The sequence below is a fragment of the Microbacterium sp. Leaf159 genome (assembly GCF_001423615.1).
GTDB lineage: Bacteria > Actinomycetota > Actinomycetes > Actinomycetales > Microbacteriaceae > Microbacterium.
In genome coordinates, this window is record NZ_LMOU01000001.1 from 1,190,335 (window position 1) to 1,205,053 (window position 14,719).

Consider the following 14,719-nt stretch of genomic DNA (forward strand, 5'->3'; position numbering starts at 1 on the left):
GCGTCGAAGCGGGGGTCCTCCCCCAGCATCCGCAGTCCTTCTCTGGTCCCGACGACCTTGGGATCAGTGGAGTCGTCACGGACGATCTCGCCCTCGCGTCCGATGTTGTCGAGGATGACGACGGTGCCGGGGTGGCCCAGCTTCGCCGCCCAGTCGAGGTAGATCGTGTTGGACTCCTTGTCGGCGTCGATGAAGACCAGATCGAAGCCTCCGACGAGCGTGGGCAGCACGTCGGCACCCCGTCCGATCCTGATGTCCACGCGGTCGCCGACTCCGGCCGCGTCGATGCTCGCCCTCGCCACCGCGGCGTTGTCGGCTTCGGCCTCGACCGTCACGACACGACCCTCCGCGCCGACCGCACGTGCCAGCCAGATCGTCGAGTATCCCCCGAGCGTGCCGATCTCGAGCACGCGGCGAGCGCCGCTGATGCGCGCGATCAGGTTGAGCAGCTTGCCCGAGACCGGCGCCACCTCGATGGCAGGCAGACCGGCCTCACGCTGGGCCGCGAGGGCCGCTTCCAGATCCGGATCGTGCCCGACGAGCAGGTCGGCGAGATAGGCGTCGGCGTCGGACCAGGCGGTGGGAGTGGAATCCATGTGCTCAGCCAACCGCGCGGCACCGAGAGCGTCAAGAGGCGGCGGAGCGACCGCCCTCACGGGGTGCGGACAGCATCCGACCGGGTGCCCCCGCGAGCTCGGGCTGCTCTCGGAACTGTCCGGTGAGGGCGAGGACTGCGATCACGACAGCTGCCACGATCCATCCGACGACGCCCAGGGGACCTGCGAGCGCGAGGTCGGGCTGCGATGCGGCGAAGAGGATCACGAGACCTCCCGCGGCGTTCAGGGCTCCGTGGGCGAGCACCGCGGGCCAGATCGAGGCGGAACGCAGACGCAGCCAGCCCAGCAGGATGCCCCAGGCGACGCAGCCTCCGACCATGAAGAGCACTCCGGTGATGTCCGTGCGGCCGAAGTTGTAGCCGAGCAGGATCACCGGACTGTGCCAGAGACCCCAGATGATTCCGCTGATGAGCAGGGTCGGCCAGGTGCCGAGCGGCCGAAGCGCGGGCACGAGCCACCCGCGCCAGCCGAGCTCCTCGCCGAACGCCACCACGCAGTTGATGAGGGCTCCGAGCGGGATCATCGCGATCTGCGAGAACACCAGCAGCTCGATCGGCGGCATCGGAGTGCCTTCCGGCAGGAGATTCGCGATCTCGGTCGCGAACCCCGCGAAGGTCGGATCGAGCCGGATGAATCCGAGAGCCGCCGCGAGCAGGATGGTGAGTCCCACGAGCAGCGGAGGGGCGAGCCAGCCGACGACCATGAGCCAGACCACGCGCTTGGCCGGGCGCAGCGGCCACAGGCCGAGGAAGCGCACCCTCTCGCCCGGTGCGGGGATGCGCATGGTGAACGTGATCACCAGCGCGGCGATCGCGGGCGTGATCATCATCACGGGCAGCAGCAGACCCGCACTCGGCTCGGCGAGGCCGTCGCCCAGCCACAGCGGCAGGGCCACGAGCCACGCGAGCCCGCAGGCGAGCACGGTGAAGGCGATGATGGCGGTGACGCGGATGCGGGTCATGATGATCTCCTCGGTCGAGTGCTGTGAGTGCGCGGTCCGCGAGAGGTCAGCGCCGGGCGGCCGCCGCGAGGACGGATGCGGCGGTGGCCGCGTCATCGACTGTGACCACGAACACCCGCCCGTTCGTGCGGGTCACCTCGACCGCGTCCCCCTTGCGGAGCACGATCCCGCGCCGGCCGTCCAGACCGAACCGATACCCCCAGCCACCGAACTCGGCGAAGGGATCGACCTGCACGGCACGAGTGCTCGCGATCTCCGCGGCGGGGATATCGACCCGCGGCCAGCCGGCGATCGATCGCACCCGCAGCCCCGCGGCACTCGCGCGGACGCGGAAGGTGAGGCTGGTCGCGACGAGAACGAGAAGCACCACGGCGACCGCGGCGGTGATCCAGCCCGCGGCGATGCCCTGAGCGAGCAGGAGCACGCTCATCGCGACCACGATGAAGACGCCGATGCCGAGCACGACCTGACCGCCCCTCGCGACCGTCACGGTCTTCATCCACACCGCGCGTTCGTGATCGGCCAACGGCAGCGGGGCCGCAGCGTCGCCCGTCGAGTCGGATGAGACGGGCACGGACGGCTGCAGGAACCATCCCGCGATGCCGAGACCGGCCATCGCCAGGAGGAAGACCGGAACCCACAGGGTGATGTCTGCCGCATCCGCGGCGTCGGCGAGACCGCGCTGAGCGGCGGTCGAGGCGATCGCGAGCATCGACATCATTCCGGCAGTGCCGAGGCTCGCGGCTCCCAGCAGACGAGCCGTCGCCGACCACTGCGGCTGAGGGGTAGGTGCGGCAGCGCCCCGCTGAGGGAGCCGGTGGGAGAACAGCGCGATCACCGCGAACAGCAGCACGGTGCCTCCGCCGAGACCGACCAGCAGGGCGAGAGGCGTCCACCGAGGGCCGAAGCCGTCGGCGCCGTCGAGACCCCAGTGGATCGCGGCGGGGTCCGGCACTTCGGGGAGCCAGGAGAGCACGACGATGCTCGCGAGCACGAGCAGCGCCAGCGGAACGATCACCCCCACCCACCAGAAGGCGGTGCGGGCTCTGCGGATCTCGGGGGTCATGCGTCGGTCTCCTTGATGAGGGCGGCCAGGGTCGTGGAAGAGACGCCGAGGGAGGCGGCGCGGGCGACGAGCGCGGTGATGTCCTGTGACAGCTCGGCCAGAGGGGCGGCGGATGCTGCGACCACTGCTCCCCTGCCGCGACGCAGGTCGATCAACCCCTCGTCTCTGAGCTGCTGATAGGCGCGGAGCACCGTGTGCAGATTGATCTCGAGGGCGTCTGCCAGCTCGCGCGCGGCCGGCAGCCGATCGCCGGGCCCGAGCCGCCCGGTCAGGACGTCGGCACGGACGGACGCCGCGACCTGGTCGAAGAGCGGCCGAGCACTGTCGGCATCGATTCGAATCAGCATCGCGTTCTCAATTTCTATTAGTTATAGGAGAACTATAACAACTGTCGAAACCCTCCAGCAAGCTTCGCCTCGCTGACCGCGTCGTCCACACTGACCTCATGCGCATCACTCCCCGACGCCTCGCCACCGGCATGAGCCTGTGGATCCCCAACCTGTTCAGCGGGATCCGCATCCGCCGCTTCAGCGAGGACTGGACCCATGCGACCGTCGAGCTGCACGTGAACGTCTTCACCCGCAACTACGTCAAGACGGCGTTCGGCGGCTCGATGTCGGCGATGACCGATCCGTACTTCTTCATGCTCGTCATGCACCAGCTGGGACGCGAATACGTGGTGTGGGACACGCGCGGCGAGATCGAGTTCCTCAAGCCCGGCCGGGGCGTGCTGACCGCCGAGTTCGAGGTCAGCAGGGAGCGCGCCGCCGAGATCCGCGAGCGCGCCCACGGCGGAGCGAAGGTGCTCGAGTGGTTCGAGACCGTGATCACCGATCGCGACGGCGATGTGGTCGCCAGGGTGCGCCGCGAGGTCTACATCCGCGAGAAGAAGCGGGTCACTGCGGCGCGAGGCTGATCAGCGACGAGACCCTGAACCCGGTGACTGCGCTCACGCGGTCGGAGGAGAGAACGTCGACGACCGGACGATCAGCGACGGGGCCAGCCTCATCGTCTCGCGCGAGGACGAGGCCCCGGAGACGAGACCGAGCACGAGCTCCAATGCGGTGCGCCCGCTCTCCTCGAAGGGCTGGCGCACCGTCGTCAGGTCGAGCCCCGACGCGAGTTCACCGTCGTCGTATCCGACCACCGACAGCGGCGCGGTGTCCGGCCTCGCGCGGAGAACCGTGAGGACCGCTGCCGCGAACTGGTCGTGATTGGCGACGATCGCAGTCGCATCCGCGTCGGACGCCGCTCGCAGCACCCGCTCGTCGACCGCACCCGGCTCCGCCAGTGCGAGCGAGGCGACGCCCAGATGCTGCGAGAGCCCCTCGATGCGGAGCATGCCCGCAGACACATACGACGGCGAGCGCTGCGGCTCGTGGACGAAGAGCACACGCCGGTGCCCGAGGCCTGCGAGGTGCCGGCCGATCTGTGCGCCTCCGTCGCGGTCGTCCACGAGGACCACGGGTCCGCCGACATCCGCCCTGCTCGGCACGACGTCGACGTACACGACCGGGATACGGGCGGCTCGGCTCGCGCGTCTGGCCGCTCCCCCCAGCGGCACGCCCATCACCACCAACCCTGAGACATCCGTGCGGGTCGGGAGCACGTCGAGCAGCGGCTCGTCGGACGCAGCCGCCGAATCGAGGTCGTACGGGATGATGTCGACCGCCGCGTCCCTCGCGCGCCGGAGCATCCCCGACAGCCGTCGCAGATAGGACGGATAGGTGGTGAACGGAGCCGCGACCGCGATTCGTGCGGCGCCGACACGGCGTCCCGCCGTCATCCGATAGCCGAGAGTGGTGGCCGCCGCGACGATGCGCTCCCGCGTGTCGGGTCGCACCCGATGCGGTGCGCTCACTGCGAGCGAGACCGTCGAGATGCTGACCCCGGCGCGCTCCGCCACGTCGTAGATCGTGACCCGCCCAGGCCGTGCCCGCATCCTCGCGCCTCCGCACTTCATCGAAGTTCTTCGATTGCCCAGACTAGTGCGCAGCCCATCGAAGGAGATGCCCGATGTCACGAGAAAGTCCGTTCCGCCGCCCGTCGCTCGACAGTGCGGTCGCGGCGTTCGAGCAGCGGATCGCTCCCCTGCTCGACCCCGAGCCCACGGATCCGGCCGGACGACGACGCGTCGCCCGCGAGAACGACGCTCGGGTGAGCGCCGCGCTCGAGATCCGGCCGCTCGGCACCGCGACGCTCGATCGGATCGTGCCCGTCGAGGGGCATCCTGATGTGCGCGTTCGCGTGTACTGGCCGACGGAGGAACGTCCGGCTCCCGACGCCGACCTCCCGATGCTCGTCTACTTCTACGGCGGCGGGTTCACGATCGCCGGCATCGACTGGGTGACGTGGGACGCGCGCTTCCGACAGCGAGCACACGACGCCGGGATCGTGATCGTCGCCGCGGACTACGATCACGCTCCGGAGCAGCGGTTCCCGACGCAGCCGGAGCAGTGCTGGTCCGCCTTCGAGTGGGCACACGCGAATGCGGCGGAGCTCGGAGCCTCGCCCGGGCGCATCGCCGTGGGCGGCGCATCGTCGGGAGGCGACCTGGCCGCGGCGGTCACACTGATGAACCGAGATCGCTCGAACCACACGATCGCGTTGCAGATCCTCGAGAACCCGGCTCTGGACCTCACCATCGGACACGCGGACATGAAGGGAATCAGTGCCGGGATGCCCGGCGTGATCGTGCGCAAAGCCGGTCGTGAGCTCGTACGGCAGTATCTCGGAGACGACACGGCCACCGCGCGCCTCGCCTATGCGTCACCGCTGCTGGCTTCTTCTCACGAGGATCTTCCGCCCGCGCTCATCCTGACCTCCGAGCTCGATCCGCTGCGCGGCGACGGCGAGGCCTACGCCCGTGCGCTGTCAGCCGCGGGGGTCGCGGTGACGGCCGTCCGGTTCATCGGTCAGACGCACGGCTCCCTGGGCTGCACAGGGCACGTTCCGTCGGCGGATGCCGCGCACGGCCTCATCGTCTCGCAGCTCCGCGCGCTGCACGCCGGGAGCGTCCGATGATCGATCTCGGCGACGACCTCCCCCCTCTCGACCAGCCGGTACTCGCCTGGCTGCGGCGCACCCTCGAGGTCTCCGCGACGTATGCCGACCCGGGACCGACGGGATCAGCGGTGCGCCGCCGCGCCGCACGGGAGATCAGCGACCTCCTGGCCTCCGAGTTCACCGACCCCGCACCCGCGGGTGTGCTCGTCGATGAGATCACGGTGGCGGGCGGCGAGGGGCCGCTGCGCGCACGACGGTTCCGGCCGGCCCACGCCTCGGGTCCCCTCCCCACGATGCTCTGGCTGCACGGGGGCGGATGGACCGAGGGAACGATCGACGAGATCCTCAACGAACGCGTGTGCGCGGATCGGGCGCTTCGCTCGGGAGTGCAGCTCGTGTCGCTCGAGTACCGCCTCGCCCCCGAGCATCCGTTCCCCGCACCGGTGCTCGACGCCGTCGCGGCGCTGGCGGACCTGCGCGCGCACGCCGACGAGTGGGGCATCGACATCGAGCGCCTGGGGGTCGGAGGCAACTCGGCCGGCGCGACGATCGCCGCCACGGCAGCGCTGCGGGAACGCGATGCAGGCCATGCGCTCCACCACCAGGCTCTCGAAGTCCCCCCTGCTGCGCTGCGACCGTTCGGGCGGTCGATGGATCGGCATCGCCGCGCGTCCGGCATGGAAGGCGCCGAGGGCATCGTCGAGATCTACCGAGCAGGCGCGGCACTCGCCGACGCCTCACCGCTCGATGCCACGGATCATCGGGGGCTCGCACCCGCTCTGATCCTGGTCGCCGAGTTCGACCCGCTCCGCGACGGCGCGGTCGCCTACGCCGCGAAGCTCCGGGATGCCGGGGTGCCCGTGGTGCTGCACACAGGCATCGGACACGTTCACGGCTCGCCCGGTCTGACCGCCCGCTGGCAGGGCGCGCGCGACTGGCGGGACGCCTTCGCCCGCCAGCTCGCCGAGGCCTATGCCACCCGCGTTCCCGCGTCCGCCGATCCCACGGATCCCTCTACCGCCGAGACCCTGACCGAGACCTGGAGACGATGATGTCCACCCACGCAGTCGATCCCGTATTCCCGTCCGCCTCATCCGCACCGCCGCTCGCCTCGGACGCCGTCCCCGGCCAGCGCCAGAGTCGCTGGTTCTGGGTCGCGTTCGTGCTCGCCTGGTTCGGGTCGGGCATCGCCCAGGGTGTGGCGAGCGTCGCGATCCCCCAGCTCCTCAAAGAGTGGAACCCCGATCAGGCGACCGGCGACCTCAGCATCGTCCTCACCCTCGGCGGTGCCGCAGTCCTCGTCACCACACCGGTCTTCGGCCGGGTGAGCGACCGCTCGATGTCGCGCCTCGGCATCCGACGCCCCTGGATCCTCACCGGTTCCCTGATCGCCCTGATCGGCTACGTCATCCAGGCGACTGCCCCGTCGCTGCTCGCCCTCGGAGCGGGCACGGTCCTGGTCCTGGTCGGCTGGGGTGCGATCTCGATGACGGTCCACACCCTGTTCGCCGATCAGATCCGCCGGAGCATCCGGGCGATCATGTCGGCGGTGACCGGCGCCGCCACCGCGATGGGCATCCTCGGCGGGGTCTCGCTCTCTGGCGTCGTCGCCGCGACAGGACAGGCGGGGATGTTCCTGATCCCCGGCGGATTCTCGGTGCTCCTCGCGCTCCTGCTGTTCTTCGCGCTCAGGGACATCCGACGCACGGCGCGCGCGGAGCCCCTGGACTGGAGCGGTGTGCTGTCCACCTTCTGGCTGAGCCCTCGCCGCTATCCCGACTTCGCCTGGGCCTGGGCCTGCAGGTTCTTCATGACCGCGTCGATCGTGTCGGTCACGAGCTACCTCTACCTCACGATCTCCGGCCGCTTCGGCATCGACGATCCGGCCGAGATCGCGAGCGTGCAGACTCAGGCGACCGCCGCGTTCACGCTGATGAACCTGGTCATGGCGTTCGTGTTCGGGGTGATCTCCGACCGCACCGGCCGTCGCAAGCCCACGGTCGTGATCGGAGCGCTCGCCAGCGCGGCAGGGCTCGTGCTCGCCATCTCGTTCGGCGACATCGCGTTCTTCCTCGTCGGCATCGCGATCGTCGGCGCAGGGCAGGGAGCGTACATCGCCGCCGACGTGGCCCTGATGACCGAGTGCCTCCCCCCGGTCGAGGACGCGGGCAAGGATCTCGGCATCGTCGCGCTCGCCTACCTCCTGCCAGGTATCCTCGTGCCCGTGTTCGGATTCTTCGCCACGCGCATCGGCTCGCCCACCGGCGAGAACTTCGCGGCGCTCTACATCGGCGCCGTCGTGATGGCGCTCTTCGCGGCCTTCTCGGTCACGCGGGTCAAGAGCGTGCGATGACCGGCACCGCTCGACTGACGTTCACCGCACGCCGTGAGCACCGACGACTGACCAGGGCGGCCGACATGCCGCCCGCGACTCATCGCGCGGTGATGCGCACCGCCGACATCCCGGTACCGGCGGACGACGGCGTCGAACTGCTCACCGACCACTGGCACGCCCCTGGCGCCGACGGCCACACCGTGCTGATCCGCACGCCGTATGGCCGTGACGGGATCGGCGGGGTCGCTCGGTTCATCGCGGAACGAGGCCACCACGTGGTCGTGCAGAGCTGCCGGGGCACTTTCGGATCAGGCGGCACCTTCGACCCGCTGCACGACGAGGTCGCCGACGGCCAGGCAGCCATGCGCTGGCTGCGGCGACAGGCCTGGACCACAGGGCGCGTGCACTCGTGGGGCGGAAGTTACTTCGGGGTGACCCAGTGGGCGTACTGCGACGGCGATGAGCGGCCGGATGCGATGGGGATCGCGATCTCGGCCAGGCGCTTCGACGACGCCATCCTGTATCCCGGCGGAGGGTTCTCGATCGACACGCCCCTCACCTGGGCGTACGCGCTCGACATCCAGGAGAAGCCGCTGCTCGAGCGCATCCGGGCCCTGCTTCTCGCGAAGCCGGCGCTGGCCCGCGGCTCGCTCGCCACTCCCCCGTCCGAGGCCGTGCGCGCTGCACGAGGTGCGGATCCCCGATTCTTCCGCGACTGGGTCGAGCACAGCGACCAGGGCGACCCCTGGTGGCATCCGATGCACTTCGCGTCCGATCTCGAGACGATCCCGCCGGTGACTCTGATGGCCGGATGGCAGGACCTGTTCCTGGTCGGACAGCTCGCGGACCATGAAGCGCTGAGCGCAGCCGGTCGTCCGGTGCGCCTGATCGTCGGCGACTGGGTGCACGGAGCACCCGAGATCACGGTTATCGGGGTGCGCGAGGCGCTGGCGGCCTTTTCCGCGACAGAACCGGCGGGCGGCGCACGAGTGGAGATCACCGGGGGTGTCGGTTGGCGAGACCTCGAGAGCTGGCCACCACCGTCGACGCCGATCGAGATCGAGCTCACAGGCACGGGCCGGTTGAGCCCGGCGGCGGCTCCTTCAGAGACGACCTCTGCGGATGCTGCGGTGCTGGCGTACCGCTACGATCCCGCCGACCCCACCCCTGATGCCGGTGGACGCACGTTGAACCCCTTCAGCGCGGGACGCCGCGACCAGCGAGCCAGGGAGCGGCGGGATGATGTGCTGGTGTTCACGGGCGATGCGCTCGCCGACGACCTCGTGATCATGGGCGAGCCCGCGTTCGAGGTCACGTTCGCGTCGTCGAATCCGAGGGCGGACCTGTTCGTCAGGCTCTGCGAGGTCGATGCGAAGGGCGTCTCGCGAACCGTGGCCGACGGATATCGACGTCTCTCGCCCGATGCAGAGCCCGATGAGCCGCGCCGGATCCGCCTTGCGCTCGCTCCGATCGCCCACCGCTTCGCAGCAGGCTCCCGGCTGCGGCTGCAGGTGTCATCCGGAGCGCATCCGCTGCACCTGCGAAACTCCGGCACCGAGGATCCCGTTCGCGATCACAGCCGACTGATCCCGAGCGAGCAGTCGGTGCAGGTCGGGGGAACCTCCCCCGCGATCCTCACGCTGCCTGCCGTGTCTCAGGCGACGGCACCAGCCGTTCACTCCGGCGTGCGACGATGACGGGATGCCCCTCGCCCGCCGCCTGACGCTCGGCGACGCCACAGCCCTCGGACTCGGTTCGATGATCGGCGCCGGCGTCTTCGCGGTCTGGGCTCCGGCGATCGGAGTGGCCGGCAGCGGCCTGCTGACAGCGCTCGCGATCGCAGCGATCGTGGCGTACTGCAACGCCACCGCGTCGGCTCAGCTCGCCGCGGTGCATCCGGTCGCCGGCGGCACCTATGCCTACGCCCGCGCGGAGATCGGTCCGTGGTGGGGGTTCGTCGCCGGATGGAGCTTCGTGATCGGCAAGATCGCGAGCTGCGCGGCGATGGCCATGACCTTCGCCGCGTACGCCGCGCCAGCCGGCTGGCAGACGCCCGTCGCGATCGCGGCGGTGGTCGCGCTCGCGACCGTCAACTGCCTCGGGGTCACGCGGACGGCTCTCGCGACTCGGATCCTCGTGATCTGCTCGCTTCTGGGGCTCGCCGTCGTGGTCGCGGTCGGACTCGGCGCGGCATCCGCGGCGACCCCCTCCCCTCTCCCCGACGCGACTGCCTACGGTGTTCTCCAGGGCGCCGGGCTGCTCTTCTTCGCCTTCGCGGGATACGCGCGGATCGCGACCCTGGGCGAAGAGGTCGTCGACCCCGCACGGACGATCCCCCGTGCGATCGCCCTCGCGCTGGGTGGAGCGGTGGTCGTGTACCTGCTGGTCGCGGTCACGGTGGTCGTCACCCTCGGCGGCGATGCGGCGTCGAGCTCCGCTCCGCTGGCAGACGCCCTCTCATCGACCGGGTGGGCCGCGCTCACGCCGGTCGTCCGGATCACCGCCGCCGCAGCATCGTTGGGAGCGCTGCTCGCACTCCTCACCGGGATCGGTCGCACGACACTGGCGATGGCACGCGAGCGGGACCTGCCGTCGTTCCTCGCGAAAGTCGACGATCGACGGCAGGTGCCCCGACGAGCCGAGATCATGATCGCCGTCATCGTGGTCGTGATCGTGCTCGTCGCCGATCTGCGCGACGCGATCGGGTTCTCGTCCTTCGGAGTCCTGCTGTACTACCTGATCGCGAACGCCGCGGCATTCCGTCAGCAGGCATCCGCACGTCGTTATCCCCGAGCACTGCAGGTCGTCGGGGCGCTCGGCTGTCTGCTGCTCGTGAACACGCTGCCTGTGCTGGCCTCGATCGCCGGAACCGCTGTGGTGTTGATCGGAGTGCTCTACCGGGTGATCCGTCTGCGGATCACGAGCTGATCAGGGGCCCGCGCCCTCTGCGGGCTCCTCGCCTGCCCCGGCGCGATAGGTGCGCGGGGCGATGCCCAGGACGCTGCGGAAGTCCCGAGTCAGGTGCGCGTGGTCGGCGTAGCCCAGCTCGGCCGCAAGCTCCGTCAGATCGAGACCCGCATCGAGTCGCAGCCGCTCGGCAGCCTCCTGCAGCCGTCGCCGCCGGATCATCGCGGCGGGTGAGACACCGACATATCGGTGAGCGAGGCGCTGCAGAGTGCGCACCGAGACCGCGAGTCGCGTCGCCGCCTCCTCGACCGTGTCGGCCGCATGGTCTCCCATCAGGACGTCGACGAGCGCGTTCGCCTGAGCTGCCGCACCGTCGACGGGGCCGACCCGGTGCGCGAGCCAGTCGGAGAACGCGGTGACGGCACGCTCGCGATGCCCGTCACCCGAGCGCATCCCGGCACTTACCGCCTCGGCCAGGTCTGCGGCATCGACGATCCACTCGTCGTCGACGAGCGCCGCAGGATCATCCGTGAGCGCCGCGACGGCGGCCGGCCGCAGCAGAGCACCCACCGCCCATCCGGTACCGCTCAGGTCGCGATGCGATGCGCGGGTCGTCGCACCCGACAGAGTGACCACGCCCTGCTCGACCACCAGGTTCAGCGCCGGATAGCCCACGATGTCCTGCCGCGACGATCTGCCGGGCTCGATGTCCCACTCGGGAATCCAGAACCACACGGCGAGATCCCGAGCGCGGCCCTCGGGCGGTAGACGATGGAACTCCGGCAGCCGTGCCGGATACAGCACCCCACGCGTCTCACGCACGTCTACTCGTCGCTCGGACGAGCCGGTGAGGAGTCGGCCCCGCGCGGAGATGGCGAGGGGATCGGGTCAGCCGGGGGCCACACCACGAGCAGGAACGCTGCGATCGGGCCGAGGAAGACCGTCAGCACAAACCACGCCAGCGCCGATCGGTTCCGGGTGCGCGCGAACCCGCCGGCGAGGAGCGCCACGGTCAGCCACATCGCGGACACGGTGGGTCCGAGGTATTCGACATCCATGCCCTCGACCCTACGACGAGACGTCCGGGCTCCCGGTGCGGGATCGAAACGCATCGTCGGATTCGCACAGCCGGGAGACGTCGATTCCACGAACCGCACTCGCAGCCTGTCGCGAATGTTCAAGCGCACGATGCCTGCCGCTCCGTACGGTGGCCGTATGACCACGGAGAACACGACCGGCGCGACCGGCACACACACCACAGACGGACGACCGCACAGCGCGACCTCGCTCACCCCGTTCCTTGCGATCCCCGGGGCGCGCGAGGCGATCGAGTTCTATCGCGACGTCTTCGGCGCCCGCGTCGTCGACGTCACGGAGTTCGGGGGCGTCGTCGCCCACGCCGACCTCGATTTCGGTCTCGGGCGCCTGCAGCTGGGCGAGCCGAGTCCCGAGTACCACCTCGTTCCCGCACCCTCAGGCGACGACGACTGCTACTCGATGGGGCTGTACGTCCCCGACGTCGACGCCGTCGTCGAGCGTGCCGTCGCAGCCGGGGCGACCGTGAGGGAGGCTCCGTCGGCATTCGTGTCAGGAGACCGCTTCGCGAGCATCCGGGATCCCTTCGGCGTCCGGTGGTCGGTCATGACCCGCGTCGAGGACCTCTCGGACGAGGAGAGCGCGCGACGCGTGGCCGAGTGGGCCGCATCGTTCACTGCGGCGCCGGACGACGCGAGCTGAGTGCGGCCTCCGCGGCGAGGCACGCGGTCGGAAGGAGCGCTTCGGCCGTGCGCCGGTACCCCAGAGCGCTCGGATGGAAGCGGTCCATGCTGAACATGGCATCCGGATCGTCGAAGAACATCGGGCCGACGGCGCGACGGAGATCGACAGGGCGCGCCCCCGCGGCGAGCGCTGTCTCTGTCTGCGCCTCCGCAAGCCTGCGCGACATGCTCGAGACCAGACGACGCAGCGGCTGAGGAACGGGGCGCAGCGCGCCGAGGTCGGGGCAGGTCCCGACGACGACCTCGGTGCCGCGACGACGCAGACGCAGGATCGCATCGCGCAGATGCTGTGTCGAGACGGCGACGGGGATCCGATGCGTGACGTCGTTCCCTCCCACCACGATCACGGCGACGTGCGGCGCGTAGCCCTCCGGGAGGTCGGCGAGTTGGGCGGCCAGGTCGGGCGACTCCGAGCCGACGATCGCGGCCGTGCGCAGGTGCACCGGCCAGCCCAGACGCCTGGCCATGCCTTTGGCGAGGCGACCACCGAGCGTCTGCTTCCGTCGCTCGGCGCCGAGCCCCGCCGCGAGCGAGTCGCCGAGCACGAGCAGTTCGATCGGCTCCNGCCAGACGCGGTCGGCATCGATCGACCGTTCACCGAGCGGCTTGCCGATGCGACGGCGTGCGATGGCCGCCTGATGGGCGAGCACGATCCGGATGCCGGCGGCCACCCCCACCGCCGCGACGCCGACTCCGGCGAAGGCGACGAGATGCTGTCGTCTCATGCACCGATTCGATCCGACCGCCGTGAACGCCGCGTGAACGGCATCCAGGCTCTCCTGAACCTCAGGACAGGGGCTTGAGCTCCAGCTGAGACGCACCCGCGGAGACGGTCGCGAACTCCGTGTACCCGTCGGCGGCCGAGCGCTCGAGCAGCGCCTTGACGTTCTTCGTGCGTCGTTCCAGCCGCACTCTGGCACCGGTCGCCACGAGCGCGGCTTTGTGGGTCACGAGCTCTACGACGGGCACGTCGGCGTCGTGGATCAGCACGACGGCGCGCTCGGCGGCATCCGCCCCGGCCGTCACGAGGTCGACGAGTCGTTCGAAGCCGAGGGAGAACCCGACCGCGGGGACCTGCTGGCCGAGGAAGCGTCCGATCATGCCGTCATAGCGGCCTCCGCCGCCCAGCGAGTACGAGACCGAGGGATGCGCGAGCTCGAAGATCGTGCCGGTGTAGTAGCCCATGCCACGCACGAGGAACGGATCGAAGACCAGCGGGATGTCGGTCGCGCCGCGACCGGCGGCGACCGCCTCGCCGATGCCGACCAGGTGCCCGACGATCTCATCCGGTGCGTTCTCGGGCAGTGCCTTGCGGATCTGGCGCTCTCCGAACGGGTTGTACTCCATGGTCTGCGGGCGACGCAGGAACTCCTCGAAGGCGTCGACGGCGGATGCCGCGGCACCGCGCTCACGCAGTTCCGTCGCGACCCCCTCCGGGCCGATCTTGTCGAGCTTGTCGATCGTGATCAGCACGCCGGGCCGCTCGTCGGCGGTGAAACCGAAGCTGTCGAGCATCCAGTCGAGCGCGCGCCGGTCGTTGATGCGCACGGTCGCTCCCTCGAGCCCGAGCGCGTCTACGGCATCGAGCGAGGCGACCATGAGCTCTGCCTCGGCTCGCGACGAGTCGTCGCCGATGATGTCGATGTCGCACTGCACGAACTGGCGGTAGCGCCCCTTCTGCGGGCGCTCCGCGCGCCACACCGGGCCGATCTGGATGGCGCGGAAGACGCCGGGCAGCTGACCGCGGTTGCTCGCGTAGAACCGCGCGAGCGGCACCGTGAGGTCGTAGCGGAGCCCGAGGTCGGCGAGTACGCCCTGATCTTCGGCCGCCTCCCGGATCGCCTGGGCGTCGAGGCCGCGGCGCAGGACGTTGTAGGCCAGCTTCTCGTTGTCGCCGCCGATGCCGGCGTGCAGTCGCGAGTACTCCTCGAGCGCGGGAGTCTCGATCTCGTCGAATCCGTGCGAGCGGTACCGATCGCGGATGACGGAGAGGACGCGCTCGCGGCGGGCCTTGTCGGCGGGGAGGATGTCGCGCATGCCGCGCGGCGG

Annotated in this window: 16 protein-coding genes; 7 read left to right on the top strand and 9 right to left on the bottom strand. The window is 70.1% G+C overall.

The annotated features are described in order from the left end of the window. From ASF80_RS05770 to ASF80_RS05785, 4 genes are all read right to left on the bottom strand, one after another. Positions 1 to 596: O-methyltransferase (locus tag ASF80_RS05770; protein WP_056311822.1), on the bottom strand; the 596-nt coding region annotated here is incomplete at its 3' end. Positions 597 to 627: 31 nt separating this feature from the next. Further along, a complete protein-coding gene (locus ASF80_RS05775) occupies positions 628 to 1,578 on the bottom strand; it encodes a CPBP family intramembrane glutamic endopeptidase (protein WP_056311824.1) in 951 nt (316 codons plus the stop codon). 46 nt (positions 1,579 to 1,624) lie between these two features. Then, the gene (locus ASF80_RS05780; RefSeq protein ID WP_056308777.1) at positions 1,625 to 2,644 is read right to left on the bottom strand and encodes a DUF1648 domain-containing protein; all 1,020 of its coding nucleotides are present in this window, start codon (positions 2,642 to 2,644) and stop codon (positions 1,625 to 1,627) included. Then, complete coding sequence (locus tag ASF80_RS05785; RefSeq protein WP_056308779.1) at positions 2,641 to 2,991, bottom strand: GntR family transcriptional regulator; 351 nt, start codon at positions 2,989 to 2,991, stop codon at positions 2,641 to 2,643. Before ASF80_RS05785 ends, ASF80_RS05780 begins: the two co-directional genes overlap by 4 nt. 98 nt (positions 2,992 to 3,089) lie before the next feature. Here ASF80_RS05785 and ASF80_RS05790 point away from each other — a divergent pair, with 98 nt between their 5' ends. Next, on the top strand, positions 3,090 to 3,560 hold the full coding sequence (locus tag ASF80_RS05790; RefSeq protein ID WP_056308781.1) for a PaaI family thioesterase: 471 nt from the start codon (positions 3,090 to 3,092) through the stop codon (positions 3,558 to 3,560). Positions 3,561 to 3,593: 33 nt separating this feature from the next. Here the strand turns inward: ASF80_RS05790 and ASF80_RS05795 are convergent, their stop codons facing one another. Next, complete coding sequence (locus tag ASF80_RS05795) at positions 3,594 to 4,586, bottom strand: LacI family DNA-binding transcriptional regulator (protein ID WP_056308784.1); 993 nt, start codon at positions 4,584 to 4,586, stop codon at positions 3,594 to 3,596. Between the two features lie 74 nt (positions 4,587 to 4,660). On the opposite strand from ASF80_RS05795, the gene ASF80_RS05800 reads away from it, so the two are divergent. Genes ASF80_RS05800 through ASF80_RS05820 form a run of 5 tightly spaced genes read left to right on the top strand, consistent with a single transcriptional unit; the run spans position 4,661 to position 10,913 of the window. Next, complete coding sequence (locus tag ASF80_RS05800; RefSeq protein ID WP_235559896.1) at positions 4,661 to 5,668, top strand: alpha/beta hydrolase; 1,008 nt, start codon at positions 4,661 to 4,663, stop codon at positions 5,666 to 5,668. Beyond that, on the top strand, positions 5,665 to 6,702 hold the full coding sequence (locus ASF80_RS05805; RefSeq protein WP_056308786.1) for an alpha/beta hydrolase: 1,038 nt from the start codon (positions 5,665 to 5,667) through the stop codon (positions 6,700 to 6,702). Before ASF80_RS05800 ends, ASF80_RS05805 begins: the two co-directional genes overlap by 4 nt. Beyond that, complete coding sequence (locus ASF80_RS05810; protein ID WP_056308790.1) at positions 6,702 to 8,003, top strand: MFS transporter; 1,302 nt, start codon at positions 6,702 to 6,704, stop codon at positions 8,001 to 8,003. Before ASF80_RS05805 ends, ASF80_RS05810 begins: the two co-directional genes overlap by 1 nt. Further along, positions 8,000 to 9,682 carry a CocE/NonD family hydrolase gene (locus ASF80_RS05815; protein WP_056308792.1) on the top strand — a complete coding sequence of 561 codons (1,683 nt, stop codon included), beginning with the start codon at positions 8,000 to 8,002 and terminating at the stop codon, positions 9,680 to 9,682. Before ASF80_RS05810 ends, ASF80_RS05815 begins: the two co-directional genes overlap by 4 nt. Before the next feature lie 4 nt (positions 9,683 to 9,686). Then, positions 9,687 to 10,913, top strand: coding sequence for an APC family permease (locus ASF80_RS05820; RefSeq protein WP_056308794.1), 1,227 nt, complete (start codon positions 9,687 to 9,689; stop codon positions 10,911 to 10,913). Here ASF80_RS05820 and ASF80_RS05825 read toward each other — a convergent pair whose 3' ends face one another. Both ASF80_RS05825 and ASF80_RS05830 read right to left on the bottom strand, forming a co-directional pair. Beyond that, a complete protein-coding gene (locus tag ASF80_RS05825) occupies positions 10,914 to 11,714 on the bottom strand; it encodes an AraC family transcriptional regulator (RefSeq protein ID WP_056308796.1) in 801 nt (266 codons plus the stop codon). It lies immediately after the preceding gene. Positions 11,715 to 11,716: 2 nt separating this feature from the next. Then, the gene (locus ASF80_RS05830; RefSeq protein ID WP_056308798.1) at positions 11,717 to 11,950 is read right to left on the bottom strand and encodes a hypothetical protein; all 234 of its coding nucleotides are present in this window, start codon (positions 11,948 to 11,950) and stop codon (positions 11,717 to 11,719) included. 157 nt (positions 11,951 to 12,107) lie between these two features. On the opposite strand from ASF80_RS05830, the gene ASF80_RS05835 reads away from it, so the two are divergent. Further along, on the top strand, positions 12,108 to 12,629 hold the full coding sequence (locus ASF80_RS05835; protein WP_056311828.1) for a VOC family protein: 522 nt from the start codon (positions 12,108 to 12,110) through the stop codon (positions 12,627 to 12,629). Here the strand turns inward: ASF80_RS05835 and ASF80_RS05840 are convergent. Together ASF80_RS05840 and ASF80_RS05845 are read right to left on the bottom strand one after the other, a co-directional pair. Further along, positions 12,601 to 13,215, bottom strand: coding sequence for an SGNH/GDSL hydrolase family protein (locus tag ASF80_RS05840; protein WP_321163976.1), 615 nt, complete (start codon positions 13,213 to 13,215; stop codon positions 12,601 to 12,603). The two genes, ASF80_RS05835 and ASF80_RS05840, sit on opposite strands and share 29 nt — an antisense overlap. 241 nt (positions 13,216 to 13,456) lie before the next feature. Beyond that, entirely contained in the window at positions 13,457 to 14,707 is a 1,251-nt protein-coding gene (locus tag ASF80_RS05845) for a histidine--tRNA ligase (RefSeq protein ID WP_056308800.1), read from the bottom strand. Positions 14,708 to 14,719 lie beyond the last annotated feature (12 nt).